Genomic DNA, 21,779 nt, shown 5'->3' with positions numbered 1-21,779 from the left:
AAATACTATTCCATAGGGGATCATCAAATGAAAAAAGAGATTCGAATTAACGCGTTCGATATGAATACGGGGGTGCACCAGTCCCAGGGTCTTTGGCGTCATCCTCGTGATCGCTCCTCCGAATACTCCACCCTCAAATATTGGCAAGAACTCGCCAAAGTCCTCGAACGGGGGAAGTTCGATGGGATATTTCTCGCCGATGTCACCGGCGTCTATGACGTCTACGGAAGCAACTGTGACGCGGCGCTGCGCAACGGCGTCCAGGTTCCAAACTGTGATCCGTTCTTGCTCGTTCCGGCAATGGCCGCGGTTACGGAACATCTCGGCTTCGGTGTAACCGGTGCGCTGTCGTACGAGCCGCCATATACCTTTGCGCGGAAGATGACCACGTTGGATCATCTCACGAACGGAAGAGTGGGCTGGAACATTGTAACGGGCTACCTGAACAGTGCGGCGAAGGCCAGCGGCGTAACAAAGCAGACCGACCACGACACACGGTACGACATCGCCGAAGAGTACCTGGAACTGATGTACAAGCTTTGGGAGGGTAGCTGGGAGGATGGCGCCGTCTGCAGAGATCGTACACGCGGCATCTACGCCGATCCCTCAAAGGTGCATGCGGTCAATCACGACGGCGAGTACTTCCGCTTGAACGGTATCCATCTGTCTGAACCGTCGCCCCAGCGAACCCCCGTTCTTTATCAAGCGGGATCTTCGCCCAAGGGCCAAGCATTTGCCGGACGCCACGCCGAATGTGTGTTTGTCAGCAGCCCCACCAAGCATGTGCTCACCAACACCGTCAAGAAGATGCGGGCAGCGGCAGTTCAGCAGGGGCGTCGTCCGGAAGACCTCGTCGTCTTTGCCATGATGAACGTTATCGTGGGTCGCACCGACGAAGAAGCCCAGGAAAAGCTGCATGAGTACAAGCAATATGCCAGTTACGAAGGCGCGCTCACGTTGATGTCTGGTTGGACTGGCATCGACTTCTCGTCGTGTGACCCTCAGGATGAGGTGAAGCACATTCGTAACGACAGCATGCATACCGCGATCGATCGCTTCACGATCGCTGACCCAAATCGCGTCTGGACTGTCGGTGAAGTTGCTGAACACCTCGCCATAGGGGGCTCTGGTCCTGTCATTGTGGGGTCTATCAAGAAGGTGGTCGATGAACTTCAACAGTGGATGGAAGAGACCGACATCGACGGATTCAATCTGGCCTACACCATCGCTCCAGAAAGCATCAATGACTTCGTGGAGCTGGTCGTGCCTGAATTGCAAGCGCGGGGCATCTACAAGACCGAATATACACAGGGAACGCTGCGAGAAAAGCTCTTCGGGGGCTCATCTCGTTTGGTCGGCCCGCATCCGGGGGCCGAATACCAACGCTGAACAAGCGCTGTTGCCTAAGCGAAGGCTGCGATGCGCGGCCTCCTCTTAGATTTCGATTATTGCTAGACACTATAAAGAGATAGTCATGGAGACAAGCAACATTTCTACCGCCCCCGGTGTAGTGGATTTGTCAGACTCGAGAGTCGATGATGGCAAATACACAATCGCAGAGCGAAAGCGGTCCCTCAAAGCCGCAGCAGTTGGCAATATTCTGGAGTGGTACGACTGGACAATCTACGGCACGTTCTCTGTCTATTTGGCAGCGAATTTCTTCAGTAAGTCGGATCCCACTGCTGCGCTGCTGTCGACGCTTGCGATCTTCGCGGGTGGCTTCCTCGCACGTCCTATCGGTGGCTTCGTTTTCGGTCGACTAGCGGACGGTAAGGGCAGGCGTCTTGCGCTGGTGACTACGATGGTGCTGCTTGCCGCGGCAAGCTTGGGCATTGCTTTGCTCCCGAGTTACGCTGAGATTGGATCTTGGGCGTCGTTGGCCCTGTTTCTTATGCGTGTTATTCAGGGCTTTGCGCATGGCGGCGAATCCGGTGTGTCGTACGTGTACGTAGCCGAAATCGCCCCGAAAGAGAAGCGTGGTCTGTGGGCGAGCTCCGTCTACGTGAGCGTCATCCTCGGCGTAATGCTTGCGACCGGCGTCGCTGCTGCTCTCAGCGCCAATCTTTCCGGCGAGGAGATGAACTCCTGGGGGTGGAGAGTGGGATTCGGGATTGGTGCGGTCCTCGGCATCTATGCATTGTTCATCCGGCGCAAGGCTGTAGAGACGGAGGCCTTCACCGCGCTGCATAACAAGCAAGCGAAAGGCGAGCATAGCAAACCGTTGTCGAAACGCGAAATCGCAAAGTTCGCCATTCGGGTCATTGCGCTGAACGCGGCGATGAATGTTTGGTACTACATCTGGGTGGCCTTCGCTCCTGCCATGGCAATTGCAATCCATAAGATGGATGCAAAAGGCGCCTACGTGGCAAGTCTTTGCGCTCAGGCACTCACATTGCTTTTTCTGCCGATCTTCGGCGTGATGTCGGACCGCATTGGCCGTCGCCGGACGATGCTGATCTTCGGTTCGCTCATCGCCGTGATGGCGATCCCGATCCAGATGTTCCTGACCAATCAACCGTGGACGCTTTTCGTGGCACAAGCCCTCGGTCTTGTCATATGGACTATCGGCGTCGCCCACTATCCGGCTTTGATGGCTGAGCTTGTTCCCGGGCGAGTGCGTGGAGTGGGGGTCGGCATTCTCACGTCGCTGGCCGTCGGTCTCTTTGGTGGCACCGCCCCCTATCTCAATACGTGGACACAATCCATCGGGGCGAGTTGGCTGTTCCAGGCGTACATCATCGTGCTGGCGATCATTACTATCATCGTAGCGGCGTCCATGAAGGAAACGGCTGGTAGCGACCTCAAAAGCTAGCTTATACACGCTCACATGCCGCCGCAGTCAGACGCAGCGGTGGCATGTGCCAAGTTTCCAAAATCAGAGATTAGACATGAACAACTCGATTGCAAGTTTGCTGAAGCGCCCGGACCTGGTGCGTACGCAGGCTTTTATCAACGGCGAGTGGACCGGTGCGGCAGACGGTGCCAAGATCGATATTGAGAATCCGGCCACCGGGGAGGTTATCGCCACCGTTCCGAGTCTCGGCGCCGACGCAGCAGAGCGCGCGGTAGAGGCCGCGCATGCGGCCTTCGCGAGATGGCGCTCCCTGACCGCAAAAGAGCGAGCCCTTCGGCTCAAAGCCTGGCACATGCTCGTGCTGCAGCACGAGGATGACCTCGCCACGCTCCTTACCGCAGAGCAGGGTAAGCCGGTTGCCGAGGCTCTCAATGAAATTCGCTATGCGGCCTCGTTCATCGAGTGGTTCGCCGAGGAGGGCAAGCGAGTTTACGGCGACACTATTCCTAGCCACTCTCAGGACACCCGCTTCTTGGTTTTCCGGGAGCCAGTTGGCGTGGTAGCGGCAATTACGCCGTGGAATTTCCCTTCCGCGATGGTGACACGCAAGCTCGCTCCGGCGCTGGCCGCAGGCTGCACGGTCGTCTTGAAGCCTTCTGATGTCACGCCGTTATCCGCATTGGCCTTGGTATTTCTTGCGCAGGAAGCCGGGATCCCAAAGGGCGTCATCAATGTCGTCACGGGCGGCCCGGCAGCGATCGGTTCAGTGCTTACCGGCCATGCTCTCGTGAGAAAGCTCACGTTCACGGGTTCGACAGCGGTGGGAAAAATGCTCACGGCCGCTTGTGCCGCGACCATGAAGAAGGTTTCGATGGAACTGGGTGGGAATGCACCCTTCATCGTCTTCGACGACGCCGACATTGACCTCGCTGTGTCGGAAGCGATCGCAGCAAAGTTTCGCAATACAGGGCAGACCTGTGTATGCGCTAACCGGATTTTCGTGCAGGACGCCATCTACGATGAGTTTGTAGAGAAGCTCACCGTCAGAGTGAGTGGCCTTCGCCTTGGCAATGGGCTGCTCGGACCAACGGACCAGGGCCCTCTCATCGACCAGCGGGCAATAGAAAAAGTGACGTCCCATGTCGAGGATGCGGTAAAACGCGGCGCTCGCGTAACGACGGGCGGAAGCCGCGCTACAGGACCGGGTAACTTTTTCTTGCCCACCGTTCTAGCTGGTGTCCCGCCCGAGGCGCTGATTCACTCCGAAGAAACGTTTGGGCCTGTCGCTCCCATTACGCGATTTGACGGGGAGCAGGATGTGATCCGCGCCTCCAATGCTACAGCCGCAGGCTTGGCTGCTTACGCCTTCACGCGGGACTTAAAGCGCTTTTGGCGGGTTTCGAGCCAACTCGAGTACGGCATGGTGGGGATCAATACCGGCCGGATTTCGACCGAGGTTGCACCTTTTGGCGGCATCAAAGAGTCCGGGGTAGGTCGCGAAGGTTCGAAGTACGGCATCGACGATTACACCGAACTGAAATATGTTTGTATCGGCGGCCTCGATTGACTGTCAGGTTCCCGCAGTATCTGCGCCTACGCGGTCTACCGCGTTCACGTAGGTCGCGGTCGACGGAAATCTTTCGCGCTATTGGGGGAGATCCGTCGGGTAGTCATGCGATTCGCTTCGAGGCTGATGGCCGAGGTGTTCCCGTATTCCTGAATCTTGGTCGCTGCGTCTGCGGACGTGTATGGAGTTGATTATGAAGAATGCATCGATCGAAAAAATAGTTTCCGAATTTCGGGCCGGCGCGCTAGTGGTGGTGACCGACGATGCGGATCGCGAAAATGAAGGTGACCTCATCGTAGCCGCTACTCATTGCACCCCAGGCATTATGGCGTTCATCATTCGTCACACTTCGGGGATAGTTTGTGCACCTCTTAGCGAGGAGCGGGCTGTGGAGTTGGATCTGCCGCCAATGGTGCAACACAACGAAGATCCCCATCGCACCGCATTTACCGTGTCGGTCGACGCGAAGGCGGGTGTCACCACCGGCATCTCCGCGGCGGAGCGTTGCAATACTGTCAACGCATTGGCTTCTAGCACGGATCCGGCGGACTTTGTCCGTCCTGGCCATATCTTCCCATTGATCGCCAGGTCGGGCGGAGTCTTGGAAAGGCGGGGCCACACTGAGGCTGCAGTGGACCTCTGCCGACTTGCCGGCCTACCCGAGGTAGCAGTGATTTCTGAGTTGGTGAACGACGACGGCAGTGTGATGAAAGGTGCTGAGATTGCCAGCTTTGCTGCCGGGTTTGGTCTGCGCGTCGTATCTATCGCTGACCTGGTGAGATATCGAGCGGAAGCCGAGGATGATGATTTCATCCTCGTGCGAGGAACGGCACCGCAAGTGTATGCAGCTAGTCCGGATCTGCAGCAATGAAGCTGCTGAGTCGAAGTCCTAAAGCGGTTATTGTCCTCGGCCAACTCTTGGGGACGTCACTCTGGTTCAGCCCAAACAGCGCTGTCGAAAGCCTTTCGCATGCTTGGAATCTGACTACGGCACAGTTCGGACAATTGACGAGTTGTACGCAGTTCGGTTTTATCATCGGAACTTTGGTGCTCGCCGTCACCGGTTTGGCAGATCGCTTTTCAGCAAGCCGCATATTCGCTATCGCCAGTGTCTTCGGCGCACTCTTCAACGGAATTTTCGCGCTGTGGGCGAGCGGCCTTGGCGACGCGATGGTTGTCCGTTTCTTGGTCGGTCTGTGCCTTGCCGGAATTTACCCGCTTGGCATGAAAATGATCATCGGATGGACTCAGGGAAAAGCCGGGTCGGCATTGGGGCAACTTGTGGCGATGCTGACTCTCGGTTCGGCACTACCGCACCTAGTGCGCGCCGCCGGGGGCGGTTTGCCTTGGCAGATGGTAGTGCTCACCTCCAGCGCATTGGCAGTGTTAGGTGGGCTTGCCGTTCTGGCGCTGGGAGACGGCCCGTTCCTCCCGCCCCGGCGCGTAGGGCGGCTTTCCTGGGGGGCCTCCATTGGTGCGTTTCGAAACCGCTCGTTTCGCGCGGCGGCGTGCGGCTATTTCGGGCACATGTGGGAACTCTACGCCTTCTGGACATTAGTTCCCTTCTTTGTCGCAGATGCCCTGAAAGGCAGCGATGTAGAACGAAGTGTTTTGGGTCAGGTACCTGCCGTGACGTTCATAGTGATCGCAGTCGGCGCCTTCGGCTGCCTGCTCGCGGGCCGCCTGAGCAATAGGTTTGGAAGCCAATCCGTTGCGGCCATCGCGCTGGCCATCTCGGGGGGCATGTGTATCGTCTACCCCCTACTCCGACCCTATGGGGCAGTGGCAAGCCTCATCGCGCTGCTGGTGTGGGGAATCGCCGTTATTGCGGATTCGGCGCAGTTTTCAGCAGCTTCAGCCCAGTCCTGCCCGCCCGAACTGGTTGGCGGTGCGCTCGCGATTCAGAACAGTTTCGGATTTGCGATAACCATTGTCTCAATCATGTTGGTGACGTCGAGCTTTCCGTCGCAAGGCATCTATGTGGCGTGGTACCTCGCTCCAGGACCATTGGTGGGGTTGTTGGCCCTCCTCCCGTCGCTGTGTGCCGCCAAAGGCGAACCATCATCCTCGACAGCTTGAGTCAAACTGCCCAACGCCTTAATGGTGCTTATTGGGAATTCGCGTACTCGCGACGGTCCGGCCGAAGGCTTAGCGTCTAACAGTCGCGCCGCGATTGTCTAGCCTGTCTTCGGCCGCTAGGCCACAGCGGGGCGCCCTCCAACAGCGATAGCCCCCTGTGCGGGAGCCAGAATATGTGCAGCTTCCCTCGACCTTTCGCAACCCGTCGGGTGCCGACGCCCGCGTAAACCCCTGTAGATCGATCCTTGACGCTACAGAAGGTGATGCTTATAGTTGACTGGTCGTCTAGTTGATTGCGATGCCGCTCCGAGCCGCTTTCGATGGACCGGAAAGCTTGACGGCGCAACTGAACTTGCTCGAGGCAAGCCGTACACCCGCAACGGCTCTCGGAAGAGGGCCTCTGAAAGGATTTACCCATGAGCGTTGACCAATTCCGCGCAATGATGCTCCGCGAGGAGGATGCGAAGACTGTTGCCACCGTCGAGAACCTGACCGTCGATGCGCTGCCAGGTGAAGACACGCTGGTAAAGATCGAGTACTCCACGATTAACTTCAAGGACGCGCTCGCCGTGACCGGCCGCGGCAAGATCGTGAAGTCCTGGCCGCTCGTGCCGGGTATCGACTTAGCGGGAACGGTCGTCGAGTCTTCCAATCCTCGGTTCAAGGCAGGCACGAAGGTGGTGCTCACTGGATGGAGCGTGGGGGAAAAGTACTTTGGCGGCTTCTCCCAATACCAACAGGTGAAGAGTGAATGGCTCGTTCCGCTGCCAGAGGGACTTACCACCCGACAGGCGATGATGGTGGGCACGGCTGGCTTCACCGCCATGCTGTGTGTGAACGCCCTCGAGCGTGCAGGAATCACCCCTGCTTCGGGGCCCGTACTCGTGACCGGTGCCGCGGGCGGCGTGGGCAGTGTTGCGGTGGCAATCCTGAAGAAGCTTGGCTATCAGGTTGTCGCCCTGACTGGCGATACCGCCAAGCATGACTATGTAGCAACGCTGGGCGCCTCGGAATTTGCTGACGGTCCTCAATGGGCTGACCAGCCAAGGGCATTGGAGGGGCAGCGTTGGGCGGCTGCCATCGATACCGTTGGCTCCAAGGTTCTGGCCCGTGTGCTCGCCGAAATGCAGTATGGCGGCGTGGTGGCCGCCTGCGGGTTGGCCGGTGGCGCCGATCTTCCAACATCTGTGATGCCGTTCATCCTGCGCAAGGTCAATCTGATTGGCGTGGATTCGGTCATGTTGCCGACACAGGACCGCATCGCGGCCTGGAATCGAGTCGTCCACGATCTGCCAATCGAGATGCTTGAAGGAATCTCGGCAACGACGGTATCGCTGGATGACGTGAAGAGCACTGCCGAGCGCATGCTCGACGGAAAACTGAAAGGACGCGTTCTCGTTGACGTGAACGCGTAGATGTATTTTTGCTCGGGCGAGTGTCGATTGGCACTCGCCCGGTGGCAGTACCTTGGCACCAAGGCAATAAAACGACGCCGGGCAAACGCCGGCGAACAAAAAGACTCACCGGAGGCAGCCATGCAGATCACATCTTCCATCGCAGATCGCTCAGGTTAGGCGGGCTTGGTGACCTTGTCGGGCCGCGCGCGCCATAAGCCTTGCGCGAACCGGGGCGGCTTCCCCAAGGCGTCACCATGTGAACCGTTATTCATCCGAGCGAACCGACTACGGTCGGCAATGAAATTCCATGGCGAGTCCCGTATCTCGCTCTCGGGGCGCCGCTCCTCAGTAAAACAATAAATGACCAGTCAACTGGTAAATGAGCCCTTGCACGGCAGGGCATGTATGTCTACAGCGCTAATGGAGACAAGCGATGGACTTTTCCGATTCGAACTCACACGGTGCGCCGACGGAATCTGAAGCGATCGTTGGTGGCAGTTTTATCCGGCGCCTAAGCCGGCTGTGCGTGCGCCTGGTAGAGCAGGTCATGCCGGATCCGTTTGTTATCGCGGTTCTTCTCACCGGCTTCACCTGCCTGCTTGCATTTGCCGTTGCACCGAAAGGGACGCCTTCGGACGTCCTGACGGGATGGTATGACGGCGTCTTCAAGATCGCCAGTTTTGCATTTCTCGTCGCACTGACTTTGGTGACCGGGCACGCGCTGTCCACCTCCAAGCCAGTCTCGAAGCTTCTCTCGGCGACTGCAGACCTGGCGACGTCGCCAGGGGGAGCTATGGTCCTGACAGTCTTCGTCGCGCTGATCAGTACGCTGCTCAATTGGGCCTTCGGCCTGGTAGTCACAGCGCTCTTCGCCCGTGAGGTTGCCAAGCGGGTCCGAGTGGATTTTGCTTGGCTGGTGGCCGCGGCTTACGCTGGCTGGTCGTTCTATGTATGCGGTATCTCAAGCTCTATCGCGCTACTCAGCGCTAGCAGCGGGGCGCCAATGAACATCATCGAGAAGGTCACCGGCAACGTGCTTCCGATGAAGGACTTTCTGCTGTCTCCCCTGAACTATCTTCCGCTTTTGCTGCTCTCTGTGATCATCCCGTTTGTCTTCTGGTTGATGATGCCGAGTGCGAAGGAAGCGGTGCCGGCCGATCCGGAGAAGCTCAAAAATGAGGATGCAATTGCGGCTGATGCTCCGGTACCTGCGACGATTGCGGGTTGGCTGAATCACAGCTGGGTCGTCAACCTTATTCTGGTGGGAACTGGCGCCTGGTACATCGCGATGAAGTTCACGGCGGGTACGTTCAAGCTTGATCTGAACATGCTTGTCCTGATTTTTCTGTTGCTTGGCATGTTGATGCACGGGACGCCGCGCGCTTACCTCAAGGCAGTCAACAATGCAGCACGAGTTGCCGGTCCCATCCTTCTGCAGTTCCCGCTCTATGGCGGAATTATGGGCATCATGTCGGCCACAGGCTTGGCCGACATGATGTCGCAGATGTTTGTCCAACATTCTTCCAGTCAGACGCTTTCCTTCTGGACCTTCATCTCGTCACTGATCATCAGCGTGTTTGTCCCTAGTGCCGGCGGACACTGGGTCGTGCAAGCTCCCTTTGCGGTGCCCGCTGCCACCAGTCTGGGGGTCCCGCCCAGCGCGGTAGCCATCGCGGTAGCATTAGGAGAGGGCGCCGCCGACATGATCCAGCCGATGTGGGCGATTCCGCTGCTCGCGATCGCCGGCGTCGGGTTGGGACGCGTCATGGGCTACACGCTGATTATCTTCTTCGTGATGTGCACAGTCATGGGCGGTGTGCTGCTCATGTTCCCGCACGGTTAAACGTCGACCTAGCACCGAAAGCGCGACGTCGCATGATCCGGTGTCGCGACAACCTAATTGACATGGTGAAGCAATGAAGCAGAGCATCCTCGCATCTCGCCTTGAACAAGCTGCGAACACCTATGGTGACCGCGTTGCACTTAGCGGTGAAGGCGTCAAACTGACCTATTCGGAGTGGCTTAACCGGTCACGGCAGTTGGCGCAGCACCTGAGCGAAGCCAAGCTGGCTCAGCATGAGCCTGTCATGGTCAAATGCTCGAATCATCCGCTCGATTTCGTTGCATTTCTTGGTGTCTGGCTTGTCGGTGGCGTCGTGGCGCCGGTGCATCGCACCACCCCGGAGGCGGTGGTCGGGGCCATGCAAGCCAAAGCGGATTGCCAGCTTTGTCTCGATCTGTTGGCGGAAAACGAGCCGCTGAAGGAACTGCGTCCCTCGGGTAGCGCGACCGATGGTGCCCAGCGTCGCATCCTGGAGGACGGCGCGCTCATTATTTTCACGTCGGGATCGACGGGTCTGCCAAAGGCCGCAGTGCTCTCTCACGCTGCGTTCTCTGGCAAGCTGGATCAAAACCAGCGTCTACTGTCCATCCAGTCTGATGATGTGACGATGCTGGTGCTGAACAATACGTTTAGCTTTGGAATCTGGGTTTCCTTGCTGACCCTTCTGGCGGGGGGACGGCTGCTCACACAGTCAAAGTTCTCACCGGCCGAGTTTGTCCATTCGCTGGCTCGCGATGGCGTCACTTTCCTTGGGGTGGTCCCGACCATGGTTCGGGCAATCTTCAGCGCTTTGAAGGACGAAGAGCTCGCGACGGCGAAGGATAACGTGCGAGCGGCAGGGCGTCTGAGGTCGGTAGTCATCGGCGGTGAGCCGCTTGGCAAGGATCTTTCGCAATCGTTGCGCGCCTTCGTCGAGCCGGCAGGGCTCTTCGATATCTACGGTCTGACAGAGACTTCGACGTGTGATTTTGTGCTCCAGCCTCGAGATTTCGCGACGCATGAAGGCACCATTGGTCAGCCGTTTCCCGATATTGAATACCGGGTCGTATCTACCGATCGGGAGGAAGACGCACCAGGTGAACTGCAACTTCGATCACCGTATCTGATGAGTGGCTACCTGGGCGATGACGAGCTGACGCGAGCCGCGTTCGAAGATGGGTGGTTTCGCACGGGCGATCTTGCCGTTCGACACGGTGATGGCTATGTGTCGATCGTAGGTCGTCTGAAAGATGTCATCGTTCGCGGGGGTAACAAGGTTACCCCAGTGGAAGTGGAGCGCGCGCTGACGAGCTGCTCCGGCGTTGCTGCAGCCTTGGTCACCGGTACTCCCGACCCGGTCATGGGGCAGAGAATTCAGGCGTTGCTGGTGCCCAAAGCCGGTGTAGAAATTGATGCGCTGCTGGTGCGAACGGAGCTGTCCAATATCCTCGAGAAGTTCAAGCATCCCGACGCCTGCTTCGTCGGTACGGAGTTGCCGACGGGGCGCACCGGAAAGGTCGACCGTGGCCAACTCGCTAGATGGCTGGAGACGCAGGCGGTTGCGCCGCTCGCATCCTGGAAAGCCTGAGTGCTGACGCAAATCCTCCTCACATCATGCAAACGATGAACTCATTCGAATCCATTCAGGTTGACGTTGGTGATGATGGTGTCGCCGTCCTCAAACTCCATCGCCCAAAGCGTCTCAATGCGCTCTCCAAGGACATGCTCCTGGAGATATGCGAGGCCATGACGCAGTTGGAGGCGGACGAGCGTGTCCGGACCATTGTGCTCACGGGTTCTGGAAATGGCTTCTCTTCGGGCTTTGACCTCAAGGATCAAATGGAGCGCCAGCCCAAAGGTCCGCAGATATGGCGCGAGATCTTGGACCTGGACTTCACGGCAACGATGAGATTCTGGCGCAGCCCGAAGCCAACGATCGCGGCCGTGCACGGACCTTGCGTCGCCGGTGCGTTTGAAATGGCGCTGGCCTGCGATTTGACCATTGCCGCCGAGGATGCATTCTTCGGCGAGCCGGAACTGCGCTTCGGCGCAGGCATTGTCACCATGCTCCTGCCATGGATGACATCTCCGAAACACGCCAAGCGCATCATCTTGAGCGGGCAGGATCGCGTCGGCGCGCGTCTTGCCATGGAGATGGGGCTGGTGAGCGAAGTTGTGCCGCCTGGCGAGCATTTGAGTGTTGCGCTACGCATTGCTCGGAACATGGCAAAGATGGACCCGGACCTCGTGCAACAGACCAAGAAGGCGATCCAGCGCACGTATGAAATTCAGGGCATCGAGACGGCATTGGCGGCAGCATTGGATATCGACCACAGCATCGAATCCCACGGCTCGCCAGACAAAGTGAAGTTCATGGATATCGCCCGAAACGACGGGCTTAAGGCTGCGCTGGCATGGCGCGCCGAGCGTTTCGAAGACGAGTAATGAAGTTCTCAAAATATCCAATCGGCATTATCGTTGTCGCGCAGCTTCTCGGAACTTCGCTGTGGTTCAGTCCGAACAGTGCGGCCGAGAGCCTTGTGCAAGCGTGGGGAATCGCGACGCCACAGCTCGGGCAGTTGACGAGCGCCGTGCAACTCGGATTCATCGCCGGAACGCTTCTGCTCGCCACTTCTGGGCTGGCAGACCGCTTTCCAGCAAGCCGTATCTTTTGCATTGCCAGTGTGTTGGGCGCTGCATTTAACGCAGGATTCGCGCTGGTGCCAATCTCGTTCGACCAAGCTCTTCTTGTGCGCGCGGCGGTTGGCCTCTGCCTGGCTGGCATCTACCCGCTGGGCATGAAGATGGTCATTTCCTGGTCGAAGGGGAATGCCGGCAAGACGCTGGGGCTTCTGGTGGCGATGCTAACGATGGGCACAGCCTTGCCTCATGGGGTGCGGGCTGTCGGGGCCGCGTGGTCCTGGCAAACGGTCGTGATGACGTCTTCCGTGCTGGCACTAGTCGGGGGCGCTATGATCGCATTGCTCGGCGACGGGCCGCACTTGCGGAGTGGCTCTGCGCCCCGAAGACATTCTTGGGGAGCGGCGCTGACCGTGTTCCGGGAGCCGGCATTTCGTGCCGCGGCGATGGGCTACTTTGGCCACATGTGGGAGCTCTATGCGTTCTGGGCGGTCGCCCCATTTCTGGTGACGTACGTTTTGGGTGTCGGCGGCGGAGATGGACACCATTTGGCATCGCTGGTGACGTTCGTTGTCATTGCATCAGGCGCGCTTGGGTGCGTGGCGGCGGGGCTCGTGAGCCAGCGATTCGGCAGTGCACGCGTTGCCGCGTCAGCGCTGGCACTCTCAGGCAGCATGTGCCTGATCTTCCCGCTAGCTGCGCACCACGGCAGCCCAGCGCTCAGCATCGCCGTCTTGCTGATCTGGGGGGGCTCGGTGATCGCCGATTCGGCGCAGTTCTCTGCCCTGTCCGCGCAGGCCTGTCCACCGCAGTTGTTGGGTAGTGCGCTCGCTATCCAAAACAGCATCGGGTTCTTGATCACGGTGTTGCCGATCACCATGGCGGTGGGCGAGGTCGGCAAATTGGGTCCCGACGTGGCCTGGCTGATGTTGCCGGGCCCGGTAGTGGGGTTGGTGTTCTTGCGACGCCTCGTGTACCCGGGGATGCGGCGGCAAATCTGATAGCGGACCAGACGTTCGTCAGCATCCAAGGTGGCGCACGGGCTCTAGTTGACCAGTCAGCCAAAACTGCATACGATAGGCCTGTAGTCCGGTGGGACCAACGTTGTAGCTATCAAGGAGCGCCACTTTGACCGAGAAGACAAAGCGACCCGCGGTGCAGAGTCGGACCCGCGATGGGAACAAACGCGAAGACTTGCTCCGAATCGGCGTAGCCGTCTTTACGGAGAAGGGCTTCCACAACACGCCTGTTGATGAGATCGTGGCCGCCGCCGGCGTCCCGAAAGGCTCGTTCGCCTACTACTTCGGTAGCAAGGACGCCTATACGGTTCAGGTGATTGAGCGGTACGCCGAGTACTTCAACAAGAAGCTTGATCGCATACTGTCCGACGCGACCGTGGAGCCGATTGATCGCGTCAAGGCGTTCATGGATGAAGCTACCGCAGGAATGGAGCGGTTCCAGTTTCGCCGTGGGTGTCTGGTCGGCAATCTTGGTCAGGAACTTGCCGCGCTCGATGAAACTTTCCGAGGTGTATTGCTCGCCACTGTGCAAGGATGGCAGGCACGCGTACGCGCTTGTCTGGACGAAGCGCAGGAAATGGGACAACTCTCGCCCAGCGTAGACACGGATGGCCTGGCGCGGTTGTTCTGGTACGCGTGGGAAGGCGCCGTATTGGGGGCCAAGCTCGAAAAGTCGCGTGCACCGTTGGACGCGGTGAGCGAAGCATTCATCGGTCAACTGAGAGCACTGGGAAACTCGACATCGCGTGTGGAGGATCCAAGGCCTAGCAAGGCTCGCGCAACCGGCAAGTTGGCTCGAGGCGGGCACGTGCCGCGACTACCGAAATCGGCGGCAGCATAAGGTCACTAGTCACTCGGCAGCACGCTTGATGCCGACCTTAGCAAGGGAGGTCGATGCCGCGCTGATGACATAAATTGACGTACCGAACACGCCTAACGCTGGACGCTACCTCGCACTCATCCTCGCCGCGGAGCAAGGCAAGCGCATTTACGGCGACACAATCCCGAGGCCCGCGAACGACAAGCGCATCGTCGTGACGAAGGAACCCGTGGGCGTGTGCGCCGCGATCACGCCGTGGAATTTCCCCGCCGCAATGATCACGCGCAAGGGCGGTCCCGCGTTCGCAGCAGGCTGCCCGATGGTGCTCAAGCCCGCCGAAGCCACACCGTTCTCGGCGCTTGCGCTGGCCGTTCTGGCTGAGCGCGTGTGCGTGCCGCGCGGCGCGTTCAGTGTCGTGTCGGGCGACCCGAAGGCGATTGGCGGAGAACTCACGAGCAACCCGACCGTGCGCAAGCTCTCGTTCACGGGCTCGACGCCAGTGGGCCGCCTGCTCATGAGTCAGTGCGCCTCCACGGTCAAGAAAGTCTCGCTGGAACTCGGCGGTAACGCGCCGTTCATCGTGTTTAAAGATGTCGATCTGGACGCTGCCGTCGCCGGCGCGATCGCTTCGAAGTATCGCCATAGCGGCCAGACCTGCGTGTGCACGAACCGCTTCTACGTGCACGACGCCGTGTACGACGCGTTCGCGGCCAAACGGTGCGACGCGGTTGAAAAGCTCAAGGTTGGTCTCTGCAGGGAAGCCGGCGTGACGCAAGGCCCGCTCATCAACGAAGCGGCCGTGCTGAAGGTGGAATCGCACATCGAGGACGCGCTCGCGAAGGGCGCCCAGGTGATCGCGGGCGGCAAGCGTCACGCGCTCGGCCATGGCTTTTTCTAGCCGACCATCCTCCCCGGCGTCACGCCCGCGTTGAAGGTTGCAAGCGACGAAACTTTTGGCCCGCTCGCACCACTGTTTCGCTTCTCTTCGGATGAAGACGTGATCAGGATGGCGAATGATACCGAGTTCGGACTCGCCGCTTACTTCCACAGCCGCGACATCGGCCGAGTGTGGCGTGTGGCCGAAGCGCTCGAATATGGCATGGTCGGCATCAACACCGGCCTTATCTCGAACGAAGTCGCACCGTTTGGCGGCGTGAAGAAGTCGGGCATTGGCCGCGAAGGCTCGCACTACGGCGTGGACGATTACGTGGTGATCAAGTGCATGTGCGTCGGCGGGATCTGACGACGGGACGATGTTGGGATGATCTGAACCGGAGCATTCTCTGGTCCAGATCGTACGGACGTTGAGGGAATTAGGGGGCAGCGCCTTTGCAGATGAGAGCCGGCGCTAGGGCAACGCGGATCTGTCTGGAAAAGCTTGTCCCGGCGCTGAGTTCCGAAGCGGCGCGCCGGGACGCTTGTCACGCCTCTTGGCAGGAGCGTGCGGTTCGCTGCAGCTTAAAAGAGGTGATGGATACCGACTGCGAAGCCGGTCTGATTGGCGCTGGCAACGACGCCGGTACCGTACCCTGCAACGCCCAGATTCGAACCGTTGCTGTTCTTGACGTAGTTGAACTCGGCGTAGAGGCTGGTCGCCTTGGACAATAGGTACTGGGTGTTAATCCCGAAGTCGATCGGGTGCTGCCCTGCCGACTTGATATTGGTGTAGTACGTCGCTGCGGAAACAAATAGGGCGGGAGAACACTCAACCCGGAGGCCGCCGTAGTACATATCGGAGCGGGCGGCCGTTGCCGGGACGGAACTGTTGAACCACTTGTAGCCCGCAAACACCGTCACGGGAGAAGCGATCTGGTAGCTTGCCCCAAAAGCAATGCGTTGCTCCTTGTTACCCTGCGTGGAAACCGACGTCCCGCGGCGGAGATCGTACACGAGAGCCGCGAGGAGCGGGCCGGCGCCATAGGAGGCGCCGCCGCTGATCTCCTGACCTACGCGGAATTCACCGGGGACCTGCGCACCATTTTCAATCGTCGCGTCGTACCCAGTACTGAACAACGCATCAAATTTGACCGGGCCAACGCTGGCAACGTACTTGATCGAGTTGTCGGCGCGATTTGCATACTGGGGGTCCTGGGCAACGAGCGACCAGTTGTAGTATCCGAGCGGATCAAGCGGCACAAAGAAGTCATAGATCGGCACTCGCTGGCGACCGAGCGTCACGGCGCCATAAGATGTTTCAAGCCCGACAAATGCCTGTCTGCCGAACAGTCTGCCATTTTGCTGTAGCGTCCCGTTCACGACGCTAAAGCCGTTTTCCAGTTGAAACACGGCTTTTAGCCCGCCTCCGAGATCCTCAACTCCTCTGAAACCAAACCGGTCGGCGGCTTCGCCGCCCGAGAACATCTGAGCTGCAGAGTGGTTTTGGCCGCCACTCTTGGATACGTTCGTCACGTAGCTGATGCCGGCGTCAACGATGCCGTACATTGTTACGCTTGACTGCGCGTGGGCACCAGACGCAGCAAGGCATGAACCTGCTGCAACCAGACCACTCACAATATGCCTTTTGCTTTTGAACTGCTTCATTTATTTAGTCTCCAAACCGTACTTTCGTTTTTATAAATAAGTAAAACTATGTAATTTTTATAGAGCCGATGATTGGCTCATGCACCGATGCTAGGTTCGGTTACTGCGCCGCCTGAGGTTCCTGGGCGCTATCGGAAATCGAAACGTCTGCCGATGGCGCGAGGTTCTGCGCGACGAAGAAGAGGAGAACTACACCGCATAACGGCCCGGCGGCGAGCGTAAGCAGCGCGAAGAGAAAGGAGTGCGTCGATGCGTATACCCCGCCGACAACGATGGGAGCCAGCGCACTTCCGGATTGCCAGACAGCGTTGGTAAGACCGGCTGCGGCACCGGCGGACTTTGCGCCGGAGGCACGGGTAACCTGTGCGATAAGCACGGGCGTATAGCCGAACGCTGCGGCACCCAGGAAGGGCGCAACCATATAGAACTGGGCGACGGTCGAGCATTGACTGAAAACAACAAGCATCGATGCGAAGCACAGCAAGCACACGATCGAGACCAGTTTCGCAGAGCCTTTAAACAGGTCGGTAAGCCATCCCAGCAAGGGCTTCGCGATCACCGCACCGACACCGAACAAAGCGGCGATCGAACCGGCGGTCACTGGAGCGATGCCATATTGCTTGGTCATGAGGGCGTTACCCCACGCGCCGAAACCAACGGTCGCCCACAGCGCTCCGCATCCCGCAAAGGAAAGGAGGACGAGATTCCGGTTTTTAACCAAACGACCGACTTCCTCGCGGGTAATTCGGGCACAAGGCACCTTTAGCGGGCTATCCCGCAGCAGAATGAGACACACAATTGCCCACAGGAACGTAACCACACCCATGGTTCGAAATGCGATTTCCCAACTGAAGACCTTCGCCACGGTGGGAACGATCGCGTTTGCGATGACGACGGCCAGAGAAGTGGCGGTCGCATAGAGGCCGAGTGCACGGCCGCGGTCCTTGCCGAACCACGAGGTGAGGATCTTGACGCCCGCTGAGTAGTCCGCGCCTGCGGCGATGCCCATGACGACCTGAATCCAGATACCAGTTGTGAGATTGCGAGTAAAACTAAAGCAGAAGGTGGCGACACCCAGAGGAATGAGAGCCCAAACGAGCGTGCGGCGACCTCCGATCGTGTCTGTGATGATGCCGCCGACTACGTTCGCAAGGACATAGCCCACATAAAATGCCGTCACAAATGCGCCGAGCATGGCTACCGAGATTCCGAGCGAACGTCCTACAGGCGCGGCAACGGTACTCCATGCCACACGGTCCACATAGCTAAGCAGAAACGCGATCCAGACGACGAACAGCACGACCCAGCGGTAGGCCGGTGGATTCTGGTCCATATTGGGAATTTGGCGAGGGCTTTCTTTGCCTTCTTGGGCAAGCTGCTTCGTCTCCATGGTTTTGTTTCTCATGTGGGGATGTGGCTGGGCAGATGAATGCCTCCGACGCAGCAAAGCCGGCGGCCTGCATCATCTGGGTATGTCCGACAGACGGACAGTTGTCTCAAGTTTTGATAAGTATCAAACATTCGGCATGGATCGTCACGTGGGGTTTACTCGTGTTCGCAGCGTGGATAGGGTGGTGCGGGTCGGTCTGATCGATCGCGTGATGGCAATGCGTGTGCCGGCATCATCTGCCGCGATTTCGACCACCTGTGCGGCCTCTCGTGCTCACATTGTGCGGAGCCCAGATGGAAAAACAGACCCACCGCCTGAAGGCAAAACGCGCGCGAGAAGGCACTGCAAGCGCATCGGCAACGCCGGGGCGCAAGCGCGGTGATCAACCTCATCGCGTTCGGGCGGTAAGGACTGAAAGCGGAGGGAGCAGGGAGAACGGCGAAAGATCGGCTGCCAGGAGGAGTTCCTGCAGTCGCTCGAGCTTGACGAGCGTGAACATCATTTTGGGTGCTGTGCCTCTGATTTGCGCTGAGACGAAGCCTTGTTGGACGAAATCGCCAAGCGTCAGGAGGCGGCGCCGTTTGGCCGACGCGGCTACGGGGTGCTACCGCTCAAAATAGGCTTCCTGCACGTCTTGATGCTTGACCACACCAGGAGAGAGCACGAACAGTACGAAGGTGCTAGTGAATAGTCCGGCGAGTCACGCAATGATTCGGAAAACGATGTAATTTAAAAGAATTTTTGAACCGGGACGTGCCGGAAATGGAGGGGAGCGGGGCACGGAGAGCGTCATTGCAATGAACCAGCAGAACCTGCTCAGGTCAGGCGGCTAAAGCAAAAGCCTCGGCCGGGGTCATCATCTTCAGCGCTTGATGCGGCCGTCGATGGTTGTAGAGCTGAATCCAGTCGCCGATCACACGGTTGGCGTGTTGCAGCGTCTCGAAGGGATGGCGGTGCGCACATTGCTCCTTAAGCGTCCGGATGACGCGCTCGACCATGCCGTTCTGCTGTGGACAATGCGGGGTGATGAATTCCTGGCGCAGGCCGTAGCTGCGCGCCAGCGCGGTGTAACTGCGACTGGTATCCGGTAACACCAATGCCCCGATTATCATGATCGCGGAAAAGGCCAGCGACATGATCCGGAATCGTGGCGTGAGGACCGAGTGAAAGACGGATTTCGTGGCGAGCTGAATGAAGGATGGGGGTCCAAGGTTATCTTCGGCAAAGCGGCGCGTGTCGCGCCGTCGCCCTAGTCGGGATGCGAGCTGTGCCCGGACATCCGCGCTTTCGTGTTCGCCAGAGTGATGCGCCAGCGAGCAGATTCTTTGCACCTCGCGTGCGTATTAATGCAGCGACGTTACGCATCCGCAAGTGACTCTCGGGCGCCGGGGCGAGTTGCCTGATTCGTCTAGAGCTGAATTCCGGCGCGGCGGAGCATCGCCTCAAAGATTAGCCGGTGAACCGTTGAGTTCGAAGCGACGCGTGACTGCGGAACTTTCTCAAGGATCTCGGCGGGGATGGCGCGGTTGGGACCCGCTCCAGCATCCGACGCGAGCTGGATTTCACAGGCGCGTTGCAGCGTCCAGAGTCGGTTGAATGTCGTTGGAATGTCGGGGCCGACCGCAAGTAGTCCGTGGTTCCGCAAAATGAGGTGATTTCGGGATCCAAGCGAAGCAATGAGTCGTGGCTGTTCGTCGACGTTGGTTGTCACCCCTTCGTAGTCGTGATAACCAACGTCACCATAAAGCATTGCGCTATAGAAATTATCCGCCCTTAGTCCTTCTTCCTTCGAGGCTACCGCACATCCGGCCGTGGTGTGCATGTGCATGATGCAATGTGCGTCCGCGCGACTCGCGTGGATCGCGCTGTGGATAACGAAGCCAGCGCGATTCACGGTGTATTCCGATTCCTGCTGCAAGGTTCCGTCGAGTGCGACGCGAAGGAGATTTTCCGGCGTCACCTCTGCGTAGTGCAGGCCGAAGGGATTGATCAGGTACTGGTTGTCGGTCTCCGACGCTGGTAGTCGGACCGTAATGTGATTGAAGATAAGTTCCGTCCACCCGAGCCAGTCGAACATGCGATAGCACGCCGCGAGATCCCGGCGCAGGTGAGCTTCTTCATACGCGTTATTCATCACTTTTATCCACAATGGGCCAGCGCGAGCCAATCGCCCCATGTTGTCCGGATTCACCGGGCCTCGGCGACGGATTCGCTGGCATAGACGCGATCGGCGCGCCAGTTGGGTGGACTGCAGGAAAGCGGCCGAAGGCGTGCCCTGCATTCCTCCCCGAGAGAAAACTAAAGGTCCACACGCGGTCGCCTTGAAGCCGCGCGCTACGAGAGTGCTCTGCTCATCAGCGAGAGATGCGTTTCAACGAGAGCAGTGGAAATCGCCGCCTCCGGCGCTATGGGTCGCCGCCGGACAATTAATATGTCGCGCAACACAGGCCAAATCAAGACAACCGAGCAATCCCATCACGCGATGTATCTCACTCATCAGGATATTGATTGCGTGAGCGGCGCCCCCTTCACCTGCTGCTGCAAGACCGTATAATGTTGCACGCCCAACCATTACAGCGTTGGCACCAAGCGCAAGCGCTTTCAAAACGTCGCTACCCCGGCGAAAGCCACTATCCACGAGGATCGGGAAGTCCGGCAGACGGTTCCGGATTGCTGGTAATACCTCGATTGGAGACACAGCGCAATCTAACTGACGTCCTCCGTGATTGCTCAATACGACGCCGTCCACGCCGGTATTCCGCGCTCGTATGGTGTCAGCTTCCGTCATGACGCCCTTCACTAGGAGGGGGCCGTCCCAAAGCTGCCTTATTTTCCTGACATCGTCCCAGGTGATGCGGGGCTTCAATTGCGAAGTGATCAGCGAAGCGGCCTTGGCCGCGGAGATCTGCCGTCGGGGGAAGAACTCGGCAAGATTCGCGAATACAGGTTCACCGTGTGACACCATACGGCGAACATACTCACGAACCCACCGAATATGGCACAGCGCATCGAACAGGTGCGGATGACTTAGTTTGCCGGGAGACCGGTAACAGCGCCTTTGCCACTCGCGAGCGCTGCTCACATTCGCGTCGGTCGTGACCACAAGCGCCTTGAAATTCGCTTGCCGTGCCCGCTCGACAAGACGCGTGGTGATCGAAGGATCCTCTAGGATGTAAAGCTGGAACCAGTTCTGCGCCCCTGGGATCGTACCAATCTCTTCGATGCTTTCATTCGCGAAACTGCTCAGGGTGAACGGAATGCGTGCGCGCTGCGCAGCACGCGCGAGAGCAGAGTCCCCCCCCGGGAAGGCGAGTCCATTGAAACCAGTGGGAGCCACCACGAGCGGCGCGGGTAAGCGCGCGCCAAACAATTCGACACTTGAATCCAGTCCGGACGTGTCAACCAGAGTCGACGGCACAAAGGAAATATTGCGAAACACACGTCGATTTCGCTCGAGCGTCAGTTCGTCTTCTGAGCCGGACTCAATGTACTGCCACGCAAATGCAGGGAGCCGGCGTTCCGCTGCGGCACGGAGCTCGTCGATGGTCTGAACCCGCTTAAGGTCACACCCGATGTATAGATGTCGTCGCACGTTGTGTTTTTGCGATACTCGCGTCGAAAATCGCTTTGGTTGTATGCAGTTGCCTTCGAACTCGCCACCCGTCATGGTGCATCGCAGACCATGGAACGCGGCGTCACTCTCTGTAGCG

General features: G+C 58.6%; 16 protein-coding genes and 1 pseudogene. 12 read left to right on the top strand and 5 right to left on the bottom strand.

The features are described from left to right. The first annotated feature begins 27 nt into the window (after positions 1–27). From ACE3UG_RS09130 to ACE3UG_RS09075, 12 genes and pseudogenes are all read left to right on the top strand, one after another. Positions 28–1,389, top strand: a complete 1,362-nt coding sequence (locus tag ACE3UG_RS09130) for an LLM class flavin-dependent oxidoreductase (protein ID WP_374622590.1) — start codon at positions 28–30, stop codon at positions 1,387–1,389. 85 nt (positions 1,390–1,474) lie between these two features. After that, the gene (locus tag ACE3UG_RS09125) at positions 1,475–2,812 is read left to right on the top strand and encodes an MFS transporter (protein WP_374622587.1); all 1,338 of its coding nucleotides are present in this window, start codon (positions 1,475–1,477) and stop codon (positions 2,810–2,812) included. A gap of 76 nt (positions 2,813–2,888) precedes the next feature. Further along, on the top strand, positions 2,889–4,361 hold the full coding sequence (locus ACE3UG_RS09120; protein ID WP_374622585.1) for an NAD-dependent succinate-semialdehyde dehydrogenase: 1,473 nt from the start codon (positions 2,889–2,891) through the stop codon (positions 4,359–4,361). Positions 4,362–4,554: 193 nt separating this feature from the next. After that, positions 4,555–5,232: a 3,4-dihydroxy-2-butanone-4-phosphate synthase gene (ribB, locus tag ACE3UG_RS09115; protein WP_374622582.1), complete on the top strand. Its 678-nt coding sequence runs from the start codon at positions 4,555–4,557 to the stop codon at positions 5,230–5,232. Then, positions 5,229–6,440, top strand: coding sequence for an MFS transporter (locus ACE3UG_RS09110; RefSeq protein WP_374622579.1), 1,212 nt, complete (start codon positions 5,229–5,231; stop codon positions 6,438–6,440). Before ribB ends, ACE3UG_RS09110 begins: the two co-directional genes overlap by 4 nt. Before the next feature lie 416 nt (positions 6,441–6,856). Further along, positions 6,857–7,855 carry an MDR family oxidoreductase gene (locus ACE3UG_RS09105; RefSeq protein WP_374622576.1) on the top strand — a complete coding sequence of 333 codons (999 nt, stop codon included), beginning with the start codon at positions 6,857–6,859 and terminating at the stop codon, positions 7,853–7,855. A 415-nt stretch (positions 7,856–8,270) separates the two neighbouring features. Continuing rightward, positions 8,271–9,680 carry a TIGR00366 family protein gene (locus ACE3UG_RS09100; RefSeq protein ID WP_374622574.1) on the top strand — a complete coding sequence of 470 codons (1,410 nt, stop codon included), beginning with the start codon at positions 8,271–8,273 and terminating at the stop codon, positions 9,678–9,680. Between the two features lie 73 nt (positions 9,681–9,753). Then, on the top strand, positions 9,754–11,247 hold the full coding sequence (locus ACE3UG_RS09095) for a class I adenylate-forming enzyme family protein (protein ID WP_374622571.1): 1,494 nt from the start codon (positions 9,754–9,756) through the stop codon (positions 11,245–11,247). Between the two features lie 26 nt (positions 11,248–11,273). Beyond that, positions 11,274–12,104, top strand: a complete 831-nt coding sequence (locus ACE3UG_RS09090) for an enoyl-CoA hydratase/isomerase family protein (protein ID WP_374622569.1) — start codon at positions 11,274–11,276, stop codon at positions 12,102–12,104. After that, positions 12,104–13,300: a nitrate/nitrite transporter gene (locus ACE3UG_RS09085; protein WP_374622566.1), complete on the top strand. Its 1,197-nt coding sequence runs from the start codon at positions 12,104–12,106 to the stop codon at positions 13,298–13,300. The genes ACE3UG_RS09090 and ACE3UG_RS09085 overlap by 1 nt, the downstream gene beginning before the upstream one ends. A gap of 193 nt (positions 13,301–13,493) precedes the next feature. Beyond that, positions 13,494–14,159 (top strand): TetR family transcriptional regulator C-terminal domain-containing protein, encoded by a 666-nt coding sequence (locus ACE3UG_RS09080; protein ID WP_374622563.1) that lies wholly within the window; start codon positions 13,494–13,496, stop codon positions 14,157–14,159. 127 nt (positions 14,160–14,286) lie between these two features. Next, a pseudogene (locus ACE3UG_RS09075) lies at positions 14,287–15,381 on the top strand (NAD-dependent succinate-semialdehyde dehydrogenase); the annotation flags it as partial. 215 nt (positions 15,382–15,596) lie between these two features. Here the strand turns inward: ACE3UG_RS09075 and ACE3UG_RS09070 are convergent. From ACE3UG_RS09070 to ACE3UG_RS09050, 5 genes are all read right to left on the bottom strand, one after another. Beyond that, complete coding sequence (locus ACE3UG_RS09070) at positions 15,597–16,679, bottom strand: porin (protein ID WP_374622560.1); 1,083 nt, start codon at positions 16,677–16,679, stop codon at positions 15,597–15,599. A 100-nt stretch (positions 16,680–16,779) separates the two neighbouring features. Continuing rightward, positions 16,780–18,069, bottom strand: a complete 1,290-nt coding sequence (locus ACE3UG_RS09065) for a nitrate/nitrite transporter (protein WP_374622557.1) — start codon at positions 18,067–18,069, stop codon at positions 16,780–16,782. A gap of 821 nt (positions 18,070–18,890) precedes the next feature. Further along, positions 18,891–19,205, bottom strand: a complete 315-nt coding sequence (locus ACE3UG_RS09060) for a transposase (protein ID WP_374622555.1) — start codon at positions 19,203–19,205, stop codon at positions 18,891–18,893. Positions 19,206–19,477: 272 nt separating this feature from the next. Then, positions 19,478–20,203 carry a class II aldolase/adducin family protein gene (locus ACE3UG_RS09055; protein WP_374622552.1) on the bottom strand — a complete coding sequence of 242 codons (726 nt, stop codon included), beginning with the start codon at positions 20,201–20,203 and terminating at the stop codon, positions 19,478–19,480. Between the two features lie 237 nt (positions 20,204–20,440). Further along, positions 20,441–21,736, bottom strand: a complete 1,296-nt coding sequence (locus ACE3UG_RS09050; RefSeq protein WP_374622549.1) for an alpha-hydroxy acid oxidase — start codon at positions 21,734–21,736, stop codon at positions 20,441–20,443. Between the last annotated feature and the right edge of the window lie 43 nt (positions 21,737–21,779).

Source organism: Pandoraea sp., from assembly GCF_041919235.1.
GTDB lineage: Bacteria > Pseudomonadota > Gammaproteobacteria > Burkholderiales > Burkholderiaceae > Pandoraea.
The sequence above is the reverse complement of the archived record's forward strand: the minus strand, read 5'-3'. Positions and strand labels throughout refer to the sequence as shown.

Coding starts and splice junctions, on each gene's coding strand:
- ACE3UG_RS09130 (WP_374622590.1), top strand. CDS start 28: ATGAAAAAAGAGATTCGAATTAACGCGTTCGATATGAATACGGGGGTG.
- ACE3UG_RS09125 (WP_374622587.1), top strand. CDS start 1,475: ATGGAGACAAGCAACATTTCTACCGCCCCCGGTGTAGTGGATTTGTCA.
- ACE3UG_RS09120 (WP_374622585.1), top strand. CDS start 2,889: ATGAACAACTCGATTGCAAGTTTGCTGAAGCGCCCGGACCTGGTGCGT.
- ribB (WP_374622582.1), top strand. CDS start 4,555: ATGAAGAATGCATCGATCGAAAAAATAGTTTCCGAATTTCGGGCCGGC.
- ACE3UG_RS09110 (WP_374622579.1), top strand. CDS start 5,229: ATGAAGCTGCTGAGTCGAAGTCCTAAAGCGGTTATTGTCCTCGGCCAA.
- ACE3UG_RS09105 (WP_374622576.1), top strand. CDS start 6,857: ATGAGCGTTGACCAATTCCGCGCAATGATGCTCCGCGAGGAGGATGCG.
- ACE3UG_RS09100 (WP_374622574.1), top strand. CDS start 8,271: ATGGACTTTTCCGATTCGAACTCACACGGTGCGCCGACGGAATCTGAA.
- ACE3UG_RS09095 (WP_374622571.1), top strand. CDS start 9,754: ATGAAGCAGAGCATCCTCGCATCTCGCCTTGAACAAGCTGCGAACACC.
- ACE3UG_RS09090 (WP_374622569.1), top strand. CDS start 11,274: ATGCAAACGATGAACTCATTCGAATCCATTCAGGTTGACGTTGGTGAT.
- ACE3UG_RS09085 (WP_374622566.1), top strand. CDS start 12,104: ATGAAGTTCTCAAAATATCCAATCGGCATTATCGTTGTCGCGCAGCTT.
- ACE3UG_RS09070 (WP_374622560.1), bottom strand. CDS start 16,679: ATGAAGCAGTTCAAAAGCAAAAGGCATATTGTGAGTGGTCTGGTTGCA.
- ACE3UG_RS09065 (WP_374622557.1), bottom strand. CDS start 18,069: ATGGAGACGAAGCAGCTTGCCCAAGAAGGCAAAGAAAGCCCTCGCCAA.
- ACE3UG_RS09060 (WP_374622555.1), bottom strand. CDS start 19,205: ATGTCGCTGGCCTTTTCCGCGATCATGATAATCGGGGCATTGGTGTTA.
- ACE3UG_RS09055 (WP_374622552.1), bottom strand. CDS start 20,203: ATGAATAACGCGTATGAAGAAGCTCACCTGCGCCGGGATCTCGCGGCG.
- ACE3UG_RS09050 (WP_374622549.1), bottom strand. CDS start 21,736: ATGACGGGTGGCGAGTTCGAAGGCAACTGCATACAACCAAAGCGATTT.